The following is a 17,239-nucleotide window of genomic DNA, read 5'->3' on the forward strand; positions in this document are numbered from 1 at the left end:
ACAGACTCGGCGATTTGTTACTCTCAACAAAACGGGGGCGATCATGCCCCCGTGTCGTCAAAACCCTGCCCAGAAAATACGACCAGAGAACTGTATCGGCCCTTAAGTGAACTGCATTACTCCGACCTGGGCGGCTTTTTTCATATGAGTATGTGTGGGTGTGACTTCAAAATCACGTCGGTGGTTTTCACGCCACGTATCGCGGCTATTACGCAAAGTGAACCCGATTAAGGCGAAAGGGCCGCAATTTAGACCTTAGAGGCTCTTTATAAAGACAGCGACGATTCCCATATCGCGATCACGGCCAGATTATTAGGCTGAACTTACGATATCATAACCTTGGTATGGTAGCCTTGAAGGGCTGCTGACAGAATTTGATCCTAAGACGGCTAAAAAAGCCCTTACAGGATAGCGGAGCTGAACGATGAGCGGGCCGAAGGGCTTATTGACGGGACTTTTCAAACCTTCCTCCGGGAAGGCATCGAAGTCGCGCGCCCTGATGATCGTTCCGGACAAAATCGGTAAGGCCCGCGGCAAGACGCGCCGCAAAAGCCCGGTCCGCAGCGGGGCCAGCCGGCTGTGGCGCGGTGTTCTGGTCGGGCTTGGCTTTCTGGTCGTCGTTCTGGGGATTATCATTGCGCCCTTGCCGGGGCCGATGGGCCTGCCGATTTCCATAGCCGGGCTGGTGATTGTTCTTCGCAATTCGTACTGGGCCAAGCGGCAGTTTATCCGTAGCCTGCGGCGTCACCCCAAATGGCTGACGCCGGTGCGTCGCCTGTTGCGTCCGCGCGCTAAGTTTTTGTCGATCATCTGGCATCAGATGCTGCGTACGGAAAAGCTGGTCCTGTCAAAGGCCAAGGATCGCGTCCTCGGGCCGGTGCGTCGCCGCTTCCTGCGCAAGGCCCGTCGCCACAGTTTCCGGACCCGCTCCGCCAGCTAATGCCTCCAAAGAAACCTCCCGATCGGTGATCCGGGAGGTTTTTTTATGCCTATTTCTTTGGCGGGCAACCGGTCTGAGCGCAGACCCCCTTGGCGTCCCACCAGATGAGCCTGACGGTCATCTGACCCGGCTCGACGCGCGGATCGGTTATGTGCGACAGGACCTGTCCATCGTGCGGGGCAAGGACCCGGCCGGTTTCACGCCCCAGTCCGTCATGCACTGTCGCCAGCAGGTCGCCCGCCTTCACCGTGTCCCCCAGCCTGACCTTCAGATAGGCGTAACCGCCGCGCGGAGAGGTGACATCGAGCGTGGTATTGCCGACGAAGCCGGTTTTCAGCGCTTCGGTTTTGCCGGGGATCATGGTGTGGGCGCGCATCAGATTGCGCAGCCCCTTGACCCCGCGCTCGATCATGGCCGTGTCGAAGGTTTCCGCCCCGCCCAGTTCCAGAGTAATGGCGCTGAAACCGTGGGCATTGAGCATGTTTTCCACCGCGCCATCGACGCCGGGGTCCATATTGATCACGTCGGCCCCGATCAGGTCGGCCATGGCCCGTGCGCCCGCCGTTTCGGCAAAGATATACATGGGGTAGGTCGAGCCTTGCGACTGTGTGTGCAGATCGACGGCCAGATCGGCATTGCCGATAAACAGCTTCGACCACAGGCGGCTGGCATAGAGGTCAGACGGGCTGCCGTGCGGATTGCCGGGCATCAGGCGGTTGAGATTGGCCCCGCCTGTGCCTCCGGTCGAGCTAAAGGCGCGCGTCGAATGCAGCAGACCCGGCGAGTTGAGCCCCGGAATGGCCACAATACTGCCCGACAGGGTGGCTGGATCGGTCTCGGCCACCAGCCGGTCGATAACCGCCAGACCGTTCAGTTCGTCACCGTGTATGCCCGCCGTCAGCAACAGCCGGGCGCCGGGTTTGGCCCCTTTGATAACGATAACCGGCACGTACCAGCCCTGACCGATGGCCTGATCCGAAACACGGAACCACAGCCGGGTGATCTGACCGGCAGGCAGGTCGGCAATATCGAGCTGATCAATCACCGGCGCGCCGTCCACCCGGTCGCCCGTATAGGTGGTCGCCGCCTGAACGGGCAGGGTAGCGACGCTCAGGGCCAGCAGCGAAGTGAGGGCAAGCGGGATCAGACGTTTCATGACAGGGCTCCGGTAACAGAGCACACTAGACCGGCCTGCGCCCAAATGACAAGCGCCCGGTCATGACGGATCAGACCGGGCGCGTGACAGGCGGGAATGAAGCCCAGATGGCCTTGACGATCCCTTCGACCATCTTCTTCGCATCGGCAAACACCTCCTTCACAAAACGATTCACAGGATCGTTTTGTGAACTCGACCCCCGCCGATGCGAAATGATCAGAGGGCTTTGACGATCCCTTCGACCATCTTCTTCGCATCGGCAAACAGCATCATCGTATTGTCGCGGAAGAAGAGTTCGTTTTCGACCCCGGCATAGCCTGACGACATGCCGCGTTTGACGAACAAAACGGTCTGGGCCTTTTCGACGTCGAGGATGGGCATACCAAAAATGGCCGAGGTCGGGTCGGTCTTGGCCGCCGGGTTGGTCACGTCATTGGCCCCGATGACAAAGGCGACGTCCGCTGTGGCAAACTCGCTGTTGATGTCCTCCAGCTCGAACACCTCATCATAGGGCACGTTGGCTTCGGCCAGCAGCACGTTCATATGCCCCGGCATACGGCCCGCCACAGGGTGGATGGCGTATTTGACTTCGACGCCTTCCTCTTTCAGCTTGTCGGCCATTTCACGAAGGGCGTGCTGGGCCTGAGCCACTGCCATGCCGTAGCCCGGTACGATGATGACCTTCGAGGCATTCTTCATGATGAAGGCGGCGTCATCGGCGGAGCCCTGCTTGACCGGGCGCGTCTCTACCTTGCCACCGCCGGCGGCCGCTGAGGTATCGGCGCCGAACCCGCCCAGAATGACCGAGACGAAGGAGCGGTTCATGCCCTTACACATGATGTAGCTGAGGATGGCCCCGGAGGAGCCGACCAGTGCGCCGGTAATGATCAGGGCGATGTTTTCCAGCGTGAAGCCCAGGGCAGCCGCGGCCCAGCCCGAATAGGAGTTGAGCATCGAGACGACGACCGGCATGTCCGCCCCGCCGATAGGGATGATCAGGGTCACGCCCAGCACCAGAGCCAAGGCGAAGATCAGCCAGAAGGCCCACTGCGCCTGACCTGCCGTGGCGATCAGCACGCCGATCAGCGCGAAGAGGGCCAGACCCAGACCGATATTGATGGCATGGCGCGCCGGCAGGATGATGGGCGCACCGGACATGTTGCCGTTCAGCTTGGCAAAGGCGATGACCGAACCGGTAAAGGTAATGGCCCCGATCGCGACGCCCAGGCTCAGCTCGATGATCGATTGCGTCTTGATGCCAAGGCCGGAGTCGATATGGAAGGCGTCCGGCGCATAGAGGGCCCCCACGGCCACCAGACAGGCGGCCAGACCGACCAGCGAGTGGAAGGCCGCCACAAGCTGCGGCATGGAGGTCATCGAGACCTTTCGGGCGATGGTCGCCCCGGCAAAGCCGCCCACGGCGACACCGCCCAAAATCAGGGCGATGGTGATCAGATCAATCTCATTATCGATAAACAGGCCCAGAAGGGTCACCCCGACGGCCACGGCCATGCCGACCATGCCGTAGAGATTGCCCTGACGCGAGGTTTCCGGCGACGACAGGCCGCGCAGGGCCAGAATAAACAGCACACCTGAAACGAGGTAGGCGAGGGCAGAAAAGTCAGCGAAAGACATCAGTGCGCCCCTTCGTTTTTAGCCTGAGCGGGACGCTCTTTTTTCTTGTACATGGCCAGCATCCGGCGCGTGACCATGAAACCGCCGAAGATATTGACCGCCGCCAGCGCGCTGGCGAGAGCGCCGGAGCCCTTGGCAAACCAGGTGCCTGCGCCGAAACCGGAGGCCGCTGCGGCGATCAGAGCGCCGACGATGATGACCGAGGAGATAGCATTGGTGACCGCCATCAGCGGCGTGTGCAGGGCCGGGGTCACCGACCAGACGACGTAATAACCGACAAAGACCGCCAGCACGAAGATGGCGAAATGGAAGACGGTGGGATTGATGTGTTCCACGGTGTCCTCTTTAATTTTTCAGATTGGGGTGCACTACGGCACCGTTTTGCGTGACCAGAGCGGCCTTGAGGATTTCATCCTCAAAATCCGGGCTCAGCGCGCCGTCCTTGATCAGCAGCCCCACAAAGGCCTGAAGATTTTTGGCATAAAGCGCCGAGGCGTCATTGGCGATGGCCGCCGTGATATTGGTCGGGCCGTAGATCCTGACGCCATTCGTTTCGACCACGCTGTCCGGCACACAGCCTTCGACATTGCCGCCCTGCGGGGCGGCGATATCGACCAGCACCGAACCGGCCTTCATCGAGGCGACCTGCGCCGCCGTGACCAGTCGGGGGGCCGGGCGGCCGGGGATCAGGGCCGTGGTGATGACGATATCCTGCTTGCCGATATGGCCGCTGATCAGTTCGGCCTGCTTGGCCTTGTAGGCATCAGACATTTCCTTGGCATAGCCGCCCGCGGTCTGGGCGTTTTTGAACTCTTCGTCCTCGACCGCGATAAACTTGGCCCCCAGCGATTCGACCTGTTCCTTGGTGGCCGGGCGCACATCGGTGGCGGAGACGACCGCCCCCAGTCGCCGCGCCGTGGCGATGGCCTGAAGCCCGGCCACGCCGACCCCCATCACGAATACCTTGGCCGGGGCGACGGTGCCCGCCGCTGTCATCATCATCGGAAAGGCCTTGCCGTACAGGTGTGCGGCTTCAATGACCGCGCGATAACCGGCCAGATTGGCCTGCGACGACAGGGCGTCCATCACCTGCGCGCGGGTGATGCGCGGGACGAACTCCATGGCGTAGGCGCTCGCACCGGCCTCGGCCAGCGCTTTCAGCGCGTCTTTTTCGCGATAGGCGTCGAGCAGGGCGACGACGGTCGCGCCTTTTTTCAGCGTCTTTGCCTCAGCCGGGGATGGGCCGCGCACCTTGAGCAGGATGTCTGCCGACGACCATACGGCTTTGGTGTCCGCAATCTCTGCGCCCGCGGCGGTGAACGCTTCGTCAGTAAAGGCCGCGCTAAGGCCCGCGCCGGTTTCCACAACAACGCGCTGGCCGCTGGCGATCCATTTTTTCACCGTGTCCGGTGTCGCGGCCACCCGCGTTTCGCCGGTCAGGCTTTCCTTTGGTATTCCGATGACAAGAACCAAGTGTCTCTCCCCGGATTTGTCTGATTACATCAGAAAAATCCTCACAATTGCAACGATTTACGCCACTTTATTCTTCTTATACTTTGGCCTTACGGCCTCACCGGGTTTTAGTAAAGACAGTTTTAGAGGCTCAAGCGTTGAGCCAGGCTGACCTCCGGCAGATGTCAACCTATCACGGTTCAGCGGATTTACGGTCTTCAACTTCCTGTGGGGCGCGTGGGGATATGACGAGGCTGACCATGACGAAACTGAGGACCAGCAGCAGCGCCCACGCCCCCATCTTGTGCAGGCTGACCATGTGCCAGACGTCCTGATCCGGATAGACCCAGGTGCGAGTCGCCGTGCCGATGTTTTCCGCCACCCACAGGAAGAAGGCCGTCAGGGCATTGGCGAGGATGAAGGGCATCCGGCGATCCTTTTGGTCAACGCGGAAGACGATCCAGCTTCGCCACCATAGCCCGCCGATGGCGGCGAACAGCAGATAGCGAAAATCCCACATGTAGTGATGGGTGAAGAAGTTGAGATAGATCAGCGCCGCCAGCAAATAGGTAGCCCATAAGGGCGGATAGTGGGTGTATCTCAGGTCCATCACCCGACTGGCGCGGGCGATGAAGGAACCGACGCAGGCATACATGAAACCGGTAAATAACGGCACACCCGCGATGCGGATGACGGCTTCGTCCGGATAGGCCCACGAGCCCATATGCGTTTTGAAAATCTCCATCACCGTGCCGACGACGTGATAGAGGAAGATGACCCGCGCCTCCTCGAAGGTTTCCAGCCGCAGGACCAGCATCAGGATTTGCAGGATGACCGCCGCGACGAACAGGAAGTCGTAACGCAGCAGCGGGGCCTTATCCGGCCAGAACAGGTGCGTGACGATCAAAAGCCCCAGCATGGCCGCCCCGAACAGGCATGACCACGCCATCTTCAGACCGAACAGGATAAATTCGGCCAGAGCTGGCGGTAAATGACCCAGCGTGCGGTGGATGACCCGGCGCGCCGGTTGCAAAAAAGGCCCCAGCGGGTGGGGCCTTTGGCTTTGGTCTGTCGGCGGGGTCAGTGGGCGTCCGGCTTCTTTTTGAGCACCAGGAAGCCGATCACGGCTACCACGGCGGCCACGAAGCCGGCGATGAAGAAGCCTGCCCCCTTGACGGCGAACAGGAGCACGAAGAACAGGATGCCGACGGCGATGATCAGGCTGCCCCACTTGGTCAGACCCATGAACAGGTCGTAGGTTTCCGACTGTTCGTGGATATTCATCTCGCCCTTGTGGTAGTCGCCCGATTGATGTCCGGCCATTGGATTCGTGTCCCTGAGAAGTCTGTCGTTCGTACTTTTCTACAAAAGCGCGGCTTTGCGGTCAACGGCTGATGGACGCGGGCGCTGAAATCGCTTAAAACAGTTGCAAGTGAAATTATAAAAAAGGGCTCCGGATCAATCCGGGCAGGGATGAACGACAGGCGGGTGGGAGAGCCACACGCATGATTTTCGCCAGACTATGATTTTTGCCAGACTCTGGGCGGCGCTGAAGCCCGGCAACACCAATGACGGATCGACGGTGCGTCTCAAGCATACGCCGCTGGAGGACGCCTATGCCTTCGCCATCGGCTGTTCGATGATCGTGCTGGGGATTGTGCTCCTGAAGACCGTGGGGCTGGTGACCGGCGGGGTGGCCGGGATTGCGCTGCTGGTCTCCTATCTGATCCCGCTGCCGGTCGGCGTGCTGTTCATGCTGATCAATGTGCCCTTTTTCATCTTTGCCTATCTGGGCATGGGCCGGGTCTTCATGATCAAGACCATTATAGTCTCTCTGGCCATTATGGGGCTGGCCGTGCTGATGCCGACGGCCGTGCATATCGACTATGTGCAGCCCCTGTTTGCCGCCGTCTTCGGCGGGACGATCATCGGCATGGGGATATTGTCGCTGGCGCGGCACGGGGCCGGGGCCGGGGGGACTGGCGTTCTCTGCCTCTATCTGCAGAAAAAGCGCGGCATCAATGCCGGTCAGACGCAACTGATCATCGACCTGATCATTATGGCGGCCTCGATGTTTGTCATACCGGGGGAGCGGCTATTGTACTCGGTCGTGTCGGCGGCGGCCATGAGTCTGGTCATGATGAGCTGGCACCGCCCGGAGCGCTATATCGGGCGGTGAAGATTACACGAGCGCCTCGAACTGGTCGATCAGGCCTTTCAGCCGCTGACAGCCCATCTCCCAGAAAGCCTTTTCGCGCGGATTGAGGCCGAACGGAGCTAGCGCCTCGACATAGGTCTTCGTCCCGCCCGCCGACAGGAGCTGCGCGTAGAGCGGGGTGAAGGCTTCGGGGTTTTCGCGGCGCTTTTCCATCAGGGCCGACACCAGCAGGTCACCGAAGGCATAGGCATAGACGTAGAAGGGCGCGTGGACGAAGTGGCTGATATAAGCCCACCAGTATTCATAACCGTCGTTCAGCTTCATCGCTGGCCCCAGTGACTCGCCCATCACCTCAAGCCACAGGGCGTTCAGCCGATCGAGCGGCACCTCGCCCTCAAGACGTTCAGCATGGAAGCGTTCTTCGAAGCGGTGGAAGGCGATCTGCCGCACCACGCTGTTGAGGCCATCCTCGATCTTGCCGGCCAGAAGCGCCTTCTTGTCTTCGGGCGATGCGTCGGCGACCAGATATTCGAACACCAGCCCTTCTGCAAAGATCGACGCGGTTTCGGCCAAAGTCAGCGGCGTGTCGGCCAGAATCGACCCCAGCGGCGCGGCCAGAGTCTGATGCACCGCATGGCCCAGTTCGTGGGCCAAGGTCAGCATTTCGCGCCGCTCCCCCGTGAAGTTGAGCATCACATAGGGGTGGTGGCTGGACGACACGGGGTGGGCATAGGCCCCCGACGACTTGCCCTCGCGCGGCTGGGCGTCGATCCACGGCTTTTCAAAAAAGACGGCAGCGCGTTCGGCAAAGTCCGGCCCCAGACGGGCGAAGGAATCGAGCACAATACGTCTGGCTTCATCCCAGCTATACAGCTTCGGGGCGGCGCTGGTCAGGGGGGCATTGCGGTCCCAGAAATTCAATACCGTCTTGCCCATGACCTTCGCCTTCAGCGCATAGTAGCGGTGCGACAGGGCGGCGTAGGATTCGCTCACCGCTTCGGCCATGGCATCGACGGCATCACCATCGACCTCATTGGCCAGATGGCGCGAGGCGGCGGGTGTAGCGAACTTGCGCCAGCGGTCTTCGACCTGCTTTTCAAAGGCCAGCGTATTGAGCGCCAGAGCCAGCACCGGCGCATTGTCCTTCAAGGCCACAGACAGGCCTTCGGCAGCGGCCTTGCGCACAGCCTCGTCAGGCGAGGACAGCCGCGTCAGGGCGTCATTGAGCGTTAGGATTTCGGGCTTCGACTTCGGGCCGATTCTGACGCGCAAACGGGTCAGGGTCTCATCGAACAGGCGCACCCACGAGGCGGCACCGGGCATCTTTTCCAGCAGCAGCTTTTCCAGATCCGCCGACAATTCGTGCGGGCGGTTGGCGCGGATACGCCGCAGCCACGGCCGCCATTTTTGGGCCTTTTCGGTGACGCGCAACGCCTGTTCGATCTCCCAGTCTTCCAACTGGTTCAGTTCCAGCGACAGGAACAGGCTGTCGGTCGAGATCAGCGCCGCCTTATTGCGCAGGTCGGCATCGAGCTTGGCGATCTGCGTATCCTCACGCGCGATGGTCGAAGCGAGGGTGGTATAGGCCATGGCTCCGGCCATGCGGTCCGAGGCCCGCTCATAAAGCGTGGCCGCCTGATCAATCAGCAGGCCCAGCCGCTCGGCATTGCCGCGCGCCGCAACGAAATTGCCCTGAAGTTTCTGAAGCTCTTTCAGCGTAGTGGCGGCGGCCGCGAAATCGGCAGCGATCTTCGGATCGTCCACACCGCTATAGAGGTCGGTCAGGTCCCATATCGGCAGGGTTTGGGACAGGGCAGGGGCGGAATCGGTCAATACGGGCTTGGTCATGTCTTTGGCTCTAACCAAAACAAAATTCAAAAGCGAGAGGGAAAGCGCTGAAACACAGGTGAGAGAGGCGAGTCTCTCAACGGCACATTAACCTTGTCTCTCAACGGGATTTTCAAGGCTTTGGCTTACAAGCTGTCTCAAAATAAGCCGTGTCCACCTCCGATTGGACCGGTAAACCCGATGAGATGGTGTCCCGAATGGCCAAAACGATCCTGATTTGCGACGACGATCCCACCCAGCGGCGGCTAATTCAGGCCGTTTTGGAACGCGAGGGCTTTGCGGTCGTTCACGCCGAGAACGGACCGCAGGCCTATGATCGCCTGACCACCACCTCCGGCATCGACGCGGTTATCCTCGATCTGGTCATGCCGGGGCAGTCGGGTATCGACACGCTCAAGGACATCCGCGCGGCGGGCATCCGCACGCCGGTGGTGGTGCTGACGGCGTCGGGCGGCATCGACACCGTCGTCAAGGCCATGCAGGCCGGGGCGCAGGACTTCTTCATCAAGCCCGCTTCGCCGGAGCGTATTCTGGTCAGTGTGCGTAACGCCCTGCAGATGGGTGATATGGCTGCCGAGGTGACGCGCCTGAAAAAGCAGGTCACCAACCGCACCTCGTTCGATGATCTGGTCGGCACGTCTTCGGCCATGCAGATGGTGCGCCGTCTCGGTGAACGCGCCGCCCGTTCGGGCATCCCCGTACTGATCCTGGGGGAAAGCGGCGTCGGTAAGGAACTGATCGCGCGCGCCATTCAGGGCTCGTCGGATCGCGCGGGCAAGCCTTTTGTTGCCGTGAACTGCGGCGCCCTGCCGGCCAATCTGGTCGAATCCATTCTGTTTGGCCACGAAAAGGGCTCCTTCACCGGGGCTTCGGAAAAGCACCTCGGCAAGTTTCAGGAGGCCAGCGGCGGTACTTTGTTCCTCGATGAGGTCGGTGAACTACCGCTCGATATGCAGGTCAAGCTGCTGCGCGCCCTTCAGGAGGGCGAAATCGACCCCGTCGGCTCCAAACGCCCGGTCAAGGTCGATGTGCGCATCATTTCGGCGACCAATCGCAACCTTCAGGATCAGGTCAAGGCGGGCCATTTCCGCGAAGATCTCTTCTATCGCCTCAATGTCTTCCCGATCGAAGCGCCTTCCTTACGTGAACGCCGTGAGGATATTCCGGCTCTGATCGAACACTTCATCCGTCGCTTCAATGTCGAGGAGGGTAAGCGCGTGGCCGGTGTGGCGTCGGACGCCATGCAGCTTCTGTGCAGCTACGACTGGCCCGGCAATGTGCGTCAACTCGAAAACACCGTCTATCGCGCCATTGTGCTGGCCGACACGCCGCATCTTCAGGCCTATGACTTTCCGGCCATTTCGGGCCAGCACCTGCCGCAGGCCGCAATGCCCGCGCCGGTGGTGCCCGCAGTCATTGTCGAGCATCAGGCGGCGATGACGCAGCTTGATGCTGGACTTGAGGCTTTGGCCGATCAGCCGGTGAAGATCCTCGACGGCGCAGGACACCTGCGCAAGCTGGAAGACATCGAACGCGACCTGATCGAACACGCCATTAGTGTCTATGCCGGGCATATGTCCGAAGTGGCGCGCCGCCTCGGCATCGGCCGTTCGACGCTCTATCGCAAGGTGCGCGATTGCGGCCTTGAAGGCATGGTCAAGGAAGCCGGCTGATTATTTGAAATCCCTGACCAGGGACTCCGCCACAGGGGCCGGGTGTCCGGGCTTGATAAAGCTCAGGGTCACGCGGCCCACATGCACGCCGAATTTCGACACATCGGCGCGGTTGATGGCCACGCCATCGGCAATAAGGTGCGACCAGTCGTCGAAACGCACCTTGATCGTGCCGCCCTGATAAGGGAGGTTGAGCAGGTAGCGGATGCGCAGCGCATCCCCGCCGGTTTCGATGCGGGCGGTTCCGGCTACATCCTGTGCGCGGCCTTCATAGAGGCCATTGTCGATTTTGCGGAAGGTCCAGGTGCGCGTCTGACGCTCTCCGTCGTTCCATAAGAAGCGCTCATCCAGAACGAAGCCGTCGGCCGTCGGCGTGCCGCGCGTCACCACGCTGAAGGTGCGGCTGACCTTGCCGCTGCGGTCCTCGAACACGCCATAGGCGCGCGTCTCACCGGTAAAATAGGACTCCAGTTCGAAGGCCGGTTGCGGGCGGCTATTGTTCGCCACATCCAGCGAGGCGCAGCCGGAGAGGCCTCCCGCGCCCACGGTGGTCAGGGCCAAGGCAAACAGAAGGGCACGTGAACGCATCGAAGGCTCCATTGATATCTGATCATCAAAGTACGCTATCAGAGACGCTTCAGTTCAGTTTTCCTCATCGGCGGGTTTGACGGCGCGCGCTTTCACCTTCTGACGGATTTCACGCAGCTTGACGCCCTGAAGCAGGGAGAGGGTGCCGTTTATCGCCCCTTTGTCCGGATCGGCGAAGGCACGGCCATAGGTCTTTACGCGGTCGCTGACGCTGTCGATAAAGTCGTTTTCCCATTCGGACAAATCGACGCCCGCTTCGGCGGCGGCCTTTTTGGCGCGTTCCAGCGCCCGCAGGGTGCGCTTTTGCAGGGCCTTCTTTTCATCGTGCGGGGAGGGGGGCGGTTTGGGCGCAGCCGGCCGGGCAGACAGGCCGCCCCGCGATGACAAAGGGGCCTTTGTCTTCAGTTCGCTCTTGCGCGTCAGCCCCTTACCGGGCGTTTTGGATTTGAACGCCATTTGCGCATCACACGCCGCTCAGGCCCTTGGGTCAAATAAAAAATCCTCTCCTTTGTCAGGAGAGGATCACCTCACAGCCCGCCAATAGCTGAAAGATAGAGGTCGAGCAGGGTTTCTTCTTCCTGAAGTTTGACCTTGTCCTTCTTGCGAAGGCTGACCACCTTGCGCATCACCTTGGTGTCAAAGCCTTCGCCCTTGGCCTCGGCATAGACGTCTTTCAGATCGCCAGCGATGGCGGCCTTGTCTTCTTCGAGGCGTTCGATGCGCTCGATAAACGATTTCAGGCGGCCTTGCGCGGCGGCGGTGATAACGTCGGGGTGAGCGGACTGATCGTCGGCCATGAAACTATCCTTGAAAGGGAAAACGGAGGTCCCGTTCACCATAAACTATGCGAATCACCCGCTCAATACGCCGCGATTCGCCAGCCCCGCCTGAGCTGTGGATGAATTCTGTGGCGGTGATAAACGAGAAAAGCGTCCGGAGCGAGCTCCGGACGCTGGATTCTGTAAGCCTTCAGGCCTAATCGACGTCGATTAGCCTTGCTTGGCCTTGAAGCGTGGGTCGGTCTTGTTGATGACATAGACCACGCCCTTGCGACGGACGATCTTGCAGTCCCGGTGACGGGTCTTCAGCGACTTCAGCGAGCTACGGACTTTCATGGTCCCAACCTTTGACTAAGTAATGACTGAGGCTTTGACCGAATTCGCGCAGCCCGTGCGGGGGCGAAGCCTTCAAGCCATGTGTGAGGCGGGGTACCTACGCGAAGCGCAGGCACAAGTCAACAATCTGTGAGCGGCTTTTTGCACAATTCACCGGGAAATCCACGCGACCGGCAGGCTTGATCATTTTTAGACTGGTTTAAAATTTAAACTGGTTTATATAATCCGGCGCAACGGCGTTATGGCCGGGGTCACGCCGGAGGAGGGCGCCATGACACAGGACGGACAATTGACGGAAGGGCCGCGCTTTTATGCGCTGGATGCGGTCAGGGGCGGGGCCCTGTTTTTAGGGGTCGTGCTGCACGCAGGGCTGGCCTATATGTCGCCCCCGGCGTGGGTGGTGGTAGATGCGGCCGCCGACGCGGCGGTCAACCCGCTGTTCTTCACCATCCACATGTTTCGCATGAGCCTGTTCTTTGTACTGGCAGGCTTTTTTGCCCGGCTTCTGTACCGTAAGCGCGGGGCTGCAGGTTTTTTCCTGGACCGTTTAACGCGCGTGGCGGGACCTCTGGTCCTGTTCTGGCTGCCGGTACTGGCGGCGATCATCACCGTGGCCATACTGGCGGCGCTGAAGGCCAATCCGGCGCTGGCGACCCAGCCGCCTGCGCCGCCGCCCGCCCTGACAGCCGAGACCTTTCCCCTGACGCACCTGTGGTTTCTGTACATGCTTCTGCTGCTGTATGCGGTGTGTGTGCCGTTGCGCGGATTGCTGGCCTTTATCGACAGCGGCGGGGCGTTGCGCCGCGCAGCCGACGGCGTGTTTGGCTTTGTCATCCGCTGGGACCTGACGCCGCTGGTATTTGGCCTGCCGCTGTGGTTGCTGATTCAGGTGCAGCCGCAATGGGACCACTGGCTCGGCATCCCGACGCCGGACAAGGGCTTTGTCCCCAATGCGCTGGCCTGCGCCGCCTATCTGTCGGCCTTCGTCTTTGGCTGGTGCCTGCATCGCAATGCCGACCGGCTGGAGATAGTGCGCAAGAAAGGCTTTCTGAATCTCTTTTCAGCGGTGGCGTTGACGCTTCTGGCCCAGTGGCTGGGCGGGCATCAGGCCGAAACCGATGCGGTGACGGGCGGCGCGTGGCGGGCGCTTTATTCTGCGGCCTATGTGCTGGGTCTGTGGAGCTGGTGCCTCGGTCTGATCGGAGTCGCCCTGCGCTTTGTCGATCACCCGAGCCGCTTCTGGCGCTACATTGCGGATTCGGCCTACTGGGTCTATCTGGTCCATCTGCCGCTGGTGATGCTGATGCAGTATGCGCTGCTCGACCTGTCGGCCCCCTATTTCGTCAAGCTGCCGCTGGCGGTGTTCGGGACGCTGTTTCTTTCGCTGCTCAGCTATCAGCTTCTGGTAAGGTACAGCTTCATCGGGGCGATTCTGGACGGTCGCAAGCGCGTTTCGCGCAAGCGCCAGCCGCCCGCAACAACCGCTACAGTCTGATTGCTGATCATGGGTCGGGTCTTTTTTAAATCGCGCGCCTCCGAACCGGCGGATCTGGCCTTCGTCAGGTCCTTTGCCGGGGAGGGGCCGCGCGCTCAGGCGTCGGCGGGACTGGTCTTCTTCTGGGCTGGTCTGCTTTATGGGCTTCAGACGCTGGTCTATGCCGCCATTGAGGCGCACTGGCTGAGGATCGTGCCGCCCTTCGGTCTTTGGCTGGCTATCGGCCCGACCCTGCCGTTTCTGGCGGTGATCGGCTATGTCGCCTGGCGCGATCGCAAAGGGAAGGGCGGCGTGGCGACCCGCGCCCTGACGGCCAGCTACACCTCGGCGGGGCTGATGAATCTGGTCATCGCCGTGACCTTCGGGGGGTTGGCCCTGAGCCGTCAGTCCACGGCCATCTGGCTTCTCTATCCCGCCGTCATCTGTGCCATGCAGGGGGCGGTGTGGTACGCCGCCAGCCTGATCCGGCGCAGGCTGTGGCTGGGGATTGTGTCTGCCGGATGGTTCGTAACGACCCTTGCTCTGACTTTGCTGATGTCGCAGGTCGCTGCCTATCTGCTGTGGCTGGGGCTGGCCCTGCTGGGCCTGATGGCGGTGCCGGGGTACGTTATGATGCGGATCGCGGCGCGCGAGGGGGCTGTGACGAAGGGCGAACCCGCCACCGGCGCGGTCAGCGACCCGCAGGCGGCGCGTGAAGACCTGGCCTTTATCCAGACTCTGGTCAATCGCGGGGATCAGGTCCAGATGTCCGGCGGCCTTCTGCTTCTGTGCGGGGGCCTGCTCTATGGCCTGCAATGCCTTGTGCACGGGCTGGATATGAGCGGGGGGATCCGGCTGCCGCCCCTGGGGCACCTGATCAATGGCGTCCTGCCGACGCTTCTGTTTCTGATTGTGCTGGGGATCGTCCTGTGGCGCGACCGGCACAAGACGCACGCCAATGCCGGCAGTCGTGCCCTCAATGCGGCCTTCGGAGGTGTGGGCCTCGCCAACCTGTTTATGAATGTGGTTTTCGGCTACACGGCCTTTACCCAGAAGACTTGGCTGATCTGGATGCTCTATCCCATTACCCTGTGTGCCCTGATGGGGGCGGGGTGGTACGTAGCGGCGGTGGCCAAGCGTAAATTGTGGCCGGCTCTTGTCTGCGCCGGCTGGTTTGCTACGGCCTGCCTGCTGGCGGCGCGCGTCGAAACGCCGGGCTATCTGCTGATCCTGTCGGGCGCGCTCGCCCTGCTGATGGCCTTACCCGGCTATCTTCTGATGCGTTTCGACGCCCGCAGGTCGGCGTGAGCGCATGAGCGGCTTTGACGTCAACCGGCTGGATGATGCGATCCACGGCCGCCTGCGGCTGGGGATCATGGCCTATCTGGCCGATGCCGGAGCCGCCGATTTCAACGAGCTGAAAGGCGTGCTCGAAGCGACGCAGGGTAACCTGTCGGTGCATCTGTCCAAGCTGGAGGACGCGGGCTATGTCGAGATCATCAAGGGCTATCAGGGGAAGAAGCCGTTGACGCGTGTGCACATCACACCGGCCGGGCGGCAGGCCTTTGCCCGCTACATAGAGGTGTTGTCCGGGCTGGTCGAAAAGCGCTCATAACGTCTTGTTTACCGCTTTGCGCTTGGAAATGACATCATTCCAAGGCTAAGATTCGCGCCTGTATCGGAAGGATGATCTGTATGAAGCGGCGTGTGCTCAGTCTGTGTCTGTTCCTTGGGGCCTGCTCGACGGCCTCCAGCGTACCGACATCCATCGAGAACAAGCCGCAGCCGCCGCGCGCTGAAACCGCCCAGACGGGGGATAGGTCGCAGACGCCTGCGAAGCCTGCCCCGGCCTCCGTCCCGGTCACTTACGCGACCTTTGCCGACTGGCGTGAGGCCTTCGTCAGCAAGGCGGTGGCCAGAGGCTATGATCGCGCCTTTGTCGAAGGTCTGCTGGCCGATGTGCAGCCGAAAGAGGCCGTGGTCAGGGCCGATACCGGTCAGCCGGAATTTTCCAAACCCATATCCTCCTATGTGAAAAATGCCGTTTCGGCGGCGCGCATCCAGACCGGGCGCGAGCGGGTCAATGCCAATCCGGATATCGCCGCCATTGAGGCGCGCTATGGCGTGCCGCGGGAAATACTGGCGGGTGTCTGGGGGATGGAAAGCGACTATGGCCGCGTTCAGGGCGATATCGACGTGGTGACCGCCTTTGCGACTCTTGCCTATGACGGGCGTCGCCGCGACTGGGCCGAGTCACAGTTGTTCAGTGTGCTGTCTATTATAAAGAGTGGCAAATCCACCCGTCAGGAGCTGAAGGGGTCGTGGGCGGGGGCAATGGGGCAAACCCAGTTCCTGCCGGAAAACTATCTGAAACTGGGGCAGGACGGTGACGGCGACGGGCACGTCAATATCTGGACCTCCGATTCGGACGCCCTGGCCTCGGCGGCCAATTTGCTGAAAAGCGAAGGCTGGCGTCCGGGGCAGGCCTGGGCGGTTGAGGTGACGCTCCCGGCGGATTTCGACTACTATCTGGCCGAGACTGAAAGCCAGACGCCGGATTGGTGGGCGCAAAAGGGCGTGGTCCGTGCCGACGGCGGCAACTGGAACGCCAGCGAGAAGACGGCCCCGGCCGTGCTGATTCTGCCGTCGGGGGCCAAAGGGCCGGCCTTTCTGGCCCTCCCCAATCATTTCGCCATTCGCAAATACAATAATTCTACGGCCTATGCGCTGGCGGTGGGGCTGAATGCCGACGGGATTGCCGGACGCGCTCCGCTGAAGACGCCGTGGCCGGACGAGCAGCCCCTGTCCCTTGCCATGCGCAAGAATGTCCAGACGGCGCTCAACACGGCGGGCTTCAATGCCGGGACCGTCGATGGCGTAATCGGCATCGGCACCCGCAAGGCGCTGCGCGAATGGCAGAAGGCCAACGGCCGCGTGGCGGATGGCTATCTCAGCTACGAACTGGCCAGCGAGTTGTCCGCCAAGGTGAGCGGCTACACCATACTGGGGCCGTCGGGGCGCTGAACCCTCTCGAAGCCCAGGTTCCCAAGGCGTCACCATACCTTCCGAACACGGTCAATTGCTGCATTGCGGGAAAATTTCCCGCCCCGGGTAAATTTTTACCGATGATAGCGGTATCTTTCACGCAATGCCGGGCGATAGACGCCGCGAATCCGCCGTCTTTTTGAAACAGATGGGGT

General features: G+C 61.2%; 19 protein-coding genes. 8 read left to right on the forward strand and 11 right to left on the reverse strand.

Features of this window, described 5'->3' with window-relative positions:
• Positions 1-231 (forward strand): hypothetical protein (locus tag PQU94_RS17750; RefSeq protein ID WP_272742765.1); only part of this gene is annotated, 231 nt, incomplete at its 5' end.
• Between the two features lie 193 nt (positions 232-424).
• Positions 425-940, forward strand: a complete 516-nt coding sequence (locus PQU94_RS17755; protein WP_272742766.1) for a PGPGW domain-containing protein — start codon at positions 425-427, stop codon at positions 938-940.
• Between the two features lie 49 nt (positions 941-989).
• On the opposite strand, the gene PQU94_RS17760 is transcribed toward PQU94_RS17755, so the two are convergent.
• The 6 genes from PQU94_RS17760 to PQU94_RS17785 all read right to left on the reverse strand — a co-directional run bounded on the left by PQU94_RS17760 (position 990) and on the right by PQU94_RS17785 (position 6,506).
• Complete coding sequence (locus tag PQU94_RS17760; protein WP_272742767.1) at positions 990-2,096, reverse strand: succinylglutamate desuccinylase/aspartoacylase family protein; 1,107 nt, start codon at positions 2,094-2,096, stop codon at positions 990-992.
• Positions 2,097-2,312: 216 nt separating this feature from the next.
• Positions 2,313-3,731, reverse strand: coding sequence for an NAD(P)(+) transhydrogenase (Re/Si-specific) subunit beta (locus tag PQU94_RS17765; RefSeq protein ID WP_272742768.1), 1,419 nt, complete (start codon positions 3,729-3,731; stop codon positions 2,313-2,315).
• On the reverse strand, positions 3,731-4,066 hold the full coding sequence (locus PQU94_RS17770) for a proton-translocating transhydrogenase family protein (protein ID WP_272742769.1): 336 nt from the start codon (positions 4,064-4,066) through the stop codon (positions 3,731-3,733). The genes PQU94_RS17765 and PQU94_RS17770 overlap by 1 nt, the downstream gene beginning before the upstream one ends.
• 10 nt (positions 4,067-4,076) lie before the next feature.
• Positions 4,077-5,204 (reverse strand): Re/Si-specific NAD(P)(+) transhydrogenase subunit alpha, encoded by a 1,128-nt coding sequence (locus PQU94_RS17775; protein ID WP_272742770.1) that lies wholly within the window; start codon positions 5,202-5,204, stop codon positions 4,077-4,079.
• A 172-nt stretch (positions 5,205-5,376) separates the two neighbouring features.
• A complete protein-coding gene (locus PQU94_RS17780) occupies positions 5,377-6,216 on the reverse strand; it encodes a DUF817 domain-containing protein (protein ID WP_272742771.1) in 840 nt (279 codons plus the stop codon).
• Positions 6,217-6,263: 47 nt separating this feature from the next.
• Complete coding sequence (locus PQU94_RS17785; RefSeq protein WP_272742772.1) at positions 6,264-6,506, reverse strand: aa3-type cytochrome c oxidase subunit IV; 243 nt, start codon at positions 6,504-6,506, stop codon at positions 6,264-6,266.
• Between the two features lie 199 nt (positions 6,507-6,705).
• Between PQU94_RS17785 and PQU94_RS17790 the strand changes: the two genes are divergently transcribed.
• Positions 6,706-7,362 (forward strand): YitT family protein, encoded by a 657-nt coding sequence (locus tag PQU94_RS17790; protein WP_272742773.1) that lies wholly within the window; start codon positions 6,706-6,708, stop codon positions 7,360-7,362.
• Between the two features lie 3 nt (positions 7,363-7,365).
• On the opposite strand, the gene PQU94_RS17795 is transcribed toward PQU94_RS17790, so the two are convergent.
• Complete coding sequence (locus PQU94_RS17795; protein WP_272742775.1) at positions 7,366-9,189, reverse strand: M3 family oligoendopeptidase; 1,824 nt, start codon at positions 9,187-9,189, stop codon at positions 7,366-7,368.
• 197 nt (positions 9,190-9,386) lie between these two features.
• On the opposite strand from PQU94_RS17795, the gene PQU94_RS17800 reads away from it, so the two are divergent.
• Positions 9,387-10,862 (forward strand): sigma-54-dependent transcriptional regulator, encoded by a 1,476-nt coding sequence (locus tag PQU94_RS17800; RefSeq protein ID WP_272742776.1) that lies wholly within the window; start codon positions 9,387-9,389, stop codon positions 10,860-10,862.
• On the opposite strand, the gene PQU94_RS17805 is transcribed toward PQU94_RS17800, so the two are convergent.
• The 4 genes from PQU94_RS17805 to ykgO form a co-directional block, all read right to left on the reverse strand.
• Complete coding sequence (locus tag PQU94_RS17805; protein WP_272742777.1) at positions 10,863-11,450, reverse strand: DUF3833 domain-containing protein; 588 nt, start codon at positions 11,448-11,450, stop codon at positions 10,863-10,865.
• Between the two features lie 54 nt (positions 11,451-11,504).
• Positions 11,505-11,906: a hypothetical protein gene (locus tag PQU94_RS17810; protein ID WP_272742778.1), complete on the reverse strand. Its 402-nt coding sequence runs from the start codon at positions 11,904-11,906 to the stop codon at positions 11,505-11,507.
• Positions 11,907-11,977: 71 nt separating this feature from the next.
• Positions 11,978-12,247 carry a nucleoid-associated protein GapR gene (gene gapR / locus PQU94_RS17815; protein WP_013479044.1) on the reverse strand — a complete coding sequence of 90 codons (270 nt, stop codon included), beginning with the start codon at positions 12,245-12,247 and terminating at the stop codon, positions 11,978-11,980.
• 192 nt (positions 12,248-12,439) lie between these two features.
• Positions 12,440-12,565: a type B 50S ribosomal protein L36 gene (ykgO, locus tag PQU94_RS17820; protein WP_013479043.1), complete on the reverse strand. Its 126-nt coding sequence runs from the start codon at positions 12,563-12,565 to the stop codon at positions 12,440-12,442.
• 271 nt (positions 12,566-12,836) lie between these two features.
• Between ykgO and PQU94_RS17825 the strand changes: the two genes are divergently transcribed.
• The 4 genes from PQU94_RS17825 to PQU94_RS17840 all read left to right on the forward strand — a co-directional run bounded on the left by PQU94_RS17825 (position 12,837) and on the right by PQU94_RS17840 (position 17,063).
• Entirely contained in the window at positions 12,837-14,060 is a 1,224-nt protein-coding gene (locus tag PQU94_RS17825) for an acyltransferase family protein (RefSeq protein WP_272742779.1), read from the forward strand.
• Between the two features lie 9 nt (positions 14,061-14,069).
• Positions 14,070-15,347 (forward strand): hypothetical protein, encoded by a 1,278-nt coding sequence (locus tag PQU94_RS17830; RefSeq protein WP_272742781.1) that lies wholly within the window; start codon positions 14,070-14,072, stop codon positions 15,345-15,347.
• A 4-nt stretch (positions 15,348-15,351) separates the two neighbouring features.
• On the forward strand, positions 15,352-15,654 hold the full coding sequence (locus PQU94_RS17835; RefSeq protein ID WP_272742782.1) for a winged helix-turn-helix domain-containing protein: 303 nt from the start codon (positions 15,352-15,354) through the stop codon (positions 15,652-15,654).
• 80 nt (positions 15,655-15,734) lie between these two features.
• Positions 15,735-17,063, forward strand: a complete 1,329-nt coding sequence (locus tag PQU94_RS17840; protein ID WP_272742783.1) for a lytic murein transglycosylase — start codon at positions 15,735-15,737, stop codon at positions 17,061-17,063.
• Positions 17,064-17,239 lie beyond the last annotated feature (176 nt).

Source organism: Asticcacaulis currens, from assembly GCF_028550395.1.
Taxonomy (GTDB): Bacteria; Pseudomonadota; Alphaproteobacteria; order Caulobacterales; family Caulobacteraceae; genus Asticcacaulis; species Asticcacaulis currens.

What these genes read in the sequence shown, in the direction of transcription:
- PQU94_RS17755 (WP_272742766.1), top strand. Translation starts at nt 425, where the DNA reads ATGAGCGGGCCGAAGGGCTTATTGACGGGACTTTTCAAACCTTCCTCC.
- PQU94_RS17760 (WP_272742767.1), bottom strand. Translation starts at nt 2,096, where the DNA reads ATGAAACGTCTGATCCCGCTTGCCCTCACTTCGCTGCTGGCCCTGAGC.
- PQU94_RS17765 (WP_272742768.1), bottom strand. Translation starts at nt 3,731, where the DNA reads ATGTCTTTCGCTGACTTTTCTGCCCTCGCCTACCTCGTTTCAGGTGTG.
- PQU94_RS17785 (WP_272742772.1), bottom strand. Translation starts at nt 6,506, where the DNA reads ATGGCCGGACATCAATCGGGCGACTACCACAAGGGCGAGATGAATATC.
- PQU94_RS17790 (WP_272742773.1), top strand. Translation starts at nt 6,706, where the DNA reads ATGATTTTTGCCAGACTCTGGGCGGCGCTGAAGCCCGGCAACACCAAT.
- PQU94_RS17795 (WP_272742775.1), bottom strand. Translation starts at nt 9,189, where the DNA reads ATGACCAAGCCCGTATTGACCGATTCCGCCCCTGCCCTGTCCCAAACC.
- PQU94_RS17800 (WP_272742776.1), top strand. Translation starts at nt 9,387, where the DNA reads ATGGCCAAAACGATCCTGATTTGCGACGACGATCCCACCCAGCGGCGG.
- PQU94_RS17805 (WP_272742777.1), bottom strand. Translation starts at nt 11,450, where the DNA reads ATGCGTTCACGTGCCCTTCTGTTTGCCTTGGCCCTGACCACCGTGGGC.
- PQU94_RS17810 (WP_272742778.1), bottom strand. Translation starts at nt 11,906, where the DNA reads ATGGCGTTCAAATCCAAAACGCCCGGTAAGGGGCTGACGCGCAAGAGC.
- gapR (WP_013479044.1), bottom strand. Translation starts at nt 12,247, where the DNA reads ATGGCCGACGATCAGTCCGCTCACCCCGACGTTATCACCGCCGCCGCG.
- ykgO (WP_013479043.1), bottom strand. Translation starts at nt 12,565, where the DNA reads ATGAAAGTCCGTAGCTCGCTGAAGTCGCTGAAGACCCGTCACCGGGAC.
- PQU94_RS17825 (WP_272742779.1), top strand. Translation starts at nt 12,837, where the DNA reads ATGACACAGGACGGACAATTGACGGAAGGGCCGCGCTTTTATGCGCTG.
- PQU94_RS17830 (WP_272742781.1), top strand. Translation starts at nt 14,070, where the DNA reads ATGGGTCGGGTCTTTTTTAAATCGCGCGCCTCCGAACCGGCGGATCTG.
- PQU94_RS17835 (WP_272742782.1), top strand. Translation starts at nt 15,352, where the DNA reads ATGAGCGGCTTTGACGTCAACCGGCTGGATGATGCGATCCACGGCCGC.
- PQU94_RS17840 (WP_272742783.1), top strand. Translation starts at nt 15,735, where the DNA reads ATGAAGCGGCGTGTGCTCAGTCTGTGTCTGTTCCTTGGGGCCTGCTCG.